Annotated in this window: 1 protein-coding gene; it reads left to right on the top strand. The window is 63.5% G+C overall.

From position 1 onward, the window contains the following. Positions 1-458 (top strand): VCBS domain-containing protein (locus P8H27_RS20540; protein WP_289639604.1); only part of this gene is annotated, 458 nt, incomplete at both ends.

Raw genomic sequence — 458 nt, 5'->3', positions numbered from 1 at the left:
GTGTCGGACGGCACGGCATCCTCGGCGCCGGCCAGCATCGTCATCGAAATCGTCGACGATGTGCCGCATGCAGTGGATGACAGCAACAGCATCGCCGAAGACACCCTGACTCCGATCACCGGCAACGTGCTGACCAATGACCTGCACGCCAACGGCCAACCCGGCGCGGACACCCCGACCAGCTTCGTCAGTTGGATCAGCACTGCCGCCACTTACGGCACCTTCAGCGACACCGGCAACGGCACCTACAGCTACAGCCTGAACAACGCCAACCCGGCGGTGCAGGGGTTGGATGTCGGCGAGAGCCTAAGCGAGACCTTCAGCTACACCATGCAGGACGCCGATGGCGACACCGCCACTGCCACCCTGACCATCACCATCACCGGCAGCAACGATGTGCCGGTACTGACGGTCGATCCGGGCAACCAAGGGACTAACGACCGAGTCTTCGAGGCCGG

This window comes from Pseudomonas sp. sp1636 (genome assembly GCF_030376615.1).
Taxonomy (GTDB): domain Bacteria; phylum Pseudomonadota; class Gammaproteobacteria; order Pseudomonadales; family Pseudomonadaceae; genus Aquipseudomonas.
This window is presented reverse-complemented; position numbering and strand designations above follow the sequence as displayed.